This window comes from Glaesserella australis, assembly GCF_003260095.1.
Taxonomy (GTDB): Bacteria; Pseudomonadota; Gammaproteobacteria; order Enterobacterales; family Pasteurellaceae; genus Glaesserella; species Glaesserella australis.
The window spans coordinates 1-1,906 of record NZ_PTPX01000007.1; the positions used below are offsets into that span (position 1 = coordinate 1).

The following is a 1,906-nucleotide window of genomic DNA, read 5'->3' on the forward strand; positions in this document are numbered from 1 at the left end:
ATTTCAAAAAGTAGGCTTAAAGCCTTGTACTATAAGGCTTTAAGCTACTTTTTAGCAACAATTTTGTCTATTATGCCTTCCAATATTCATCAAAGAAGTGGAACAATCCACTTCTTTTCATTTTATTAGAATTTATATCCTACACTTGCACCACCCATATAGTGACCAGAGTTATTCACACTACCAGTTACCTTCAAGATGATTTTTCCATTATCAGAAACTTTAGAATAACCTAAGGCAAGTGCTGACGCACCACGATAGGTACCACCACCAACTGCTAATAATGAATCGCTTGGATTATAGGCTTGAACTAAAGAGCCAATTGCCACTGCACCAGCAACACCACTACGTAAGTTCTTATCGACTGAATGAACTTTATTATTGACATTAGCCATTGCATTATTCAATTGCTCTACATTTACGGCATCTCCTGCATCACGACCAGGCGCAACATTTGTAATTCTCTTATTATTCATATTAATACCATCAGAGTTAATTGATGGACCATCTACGATATTAACTGAATTAGACTGAATACTATTAAATGTTGGCTTATCTGAAACCGCAACATTAATGTTCTTACCTGAACCGCTAATAACAATATTATTACCTGCATTTACAGAAACTGAATCTCCAGCTTTAACTTTGTTATCTTTAGCTGAATAGCTACTTGCATTACCATTAGAGCCTTCTACTTCGCCTACAGCCACAGTCCAAGAAACATTATTCACAGCATTTACTACATCCCCTGTTGTTGCAAGAGAAGATTTATCGCCTGAAGTTACAACTGCTTGACCATTATCGTTTGTACTGATTTCACCTTTCACAACTTCTAAGCCATTTTTGCCATTACGAATAGAAGTACCATCTGTATTTACAGATAGATCGTGATTATTACCACTTGATACTACAGTAATAGAATTATCATTAGATGAAACCGTTGTTTTCGCTGCGGTAATCGAGTCTGTTAATTGCTTCACATTTACTGCGTCTGTATCTGCTGTACCAGTTGCAACGCCTGTAATTTTCACATTACCTGCATCAATACCTGTTTTAGTAACACTTGGACCACCGTTAATAGCTAGACCATTATTATTCAATACGGTATTACCTGCAGTTATGCTATCCACAGTTAAATCTTTTGCAGTTTCAACTGTATAAATAGTCTGTCCGTTACTTCCCACATTACTATTTACTACAATGTTATTTCCTGCTAACACTTCAGTTTTTGCCGCTTTCGCCGCTTGCTGAACATCATACAATTGGCTACCGTTTACTGCATCTGTGCTATCTGGAGAAATATCACCATCGGCAACACCAGTAATCCCATCTTTTGTGATCTGCGGTCCACCATTGATACTTAAACCATCATTATTTAATGTCGTATCTCCTGATTTCACACTATCTACAACAAGATCTTTAGCTGTTGATACCGTATAAATAGTTTGCCCATTTGCTCCAGTTGTGCTGTTTACAACGATGTTATCTCCCTGTACAACTTCAGTTTTTGCCGCTACTGCTGTTTGAGTTACAGCATATAACTGGCTTCCATTAACTGCATCTGTACTAGTCGATGAAATAGAGCCATTCGCAACATTAGTAATCACTTTATTCCCTGCATTAATGCCAGAGAACGTGATGCTTGGACCATTATTGCCAAAGACTAAACCATTTGTATTTAATACAACATTACCTAAATTCACGCTATTTACATTGAGATCTTTAGCTGTTGCAACAGTGTAGATAGTCTGCCCATCAGTACCGGTCTCGCTACTCACAACAATGTTGTCACCTTGAACAACTTCCGTCTTCGCTGCCTTACTCGCACTGTTTATCGCATCTGCAACATCTTCCGCCGTCGCAAAGTTATCTCCCTTCGCATCCGATGTCACCGTGCCATCTTTAG

At 38.2% G+C, this 1,906-nt stretch carries 1 protein-coding gene; it reads right to left on the reverse strand.

All coding sequences use genetic code 11. The features are described from left to right. Positions 1 to 125 precede the first annotated feature (125 nt). On the reverse strand, positions 126 to 1,906 hold a 1,781-nt coding region (locus C5N92_RS11210), incomplete at its 5' end, for a YadA family autotransporter adhesin (protein ID WP_181015867.1).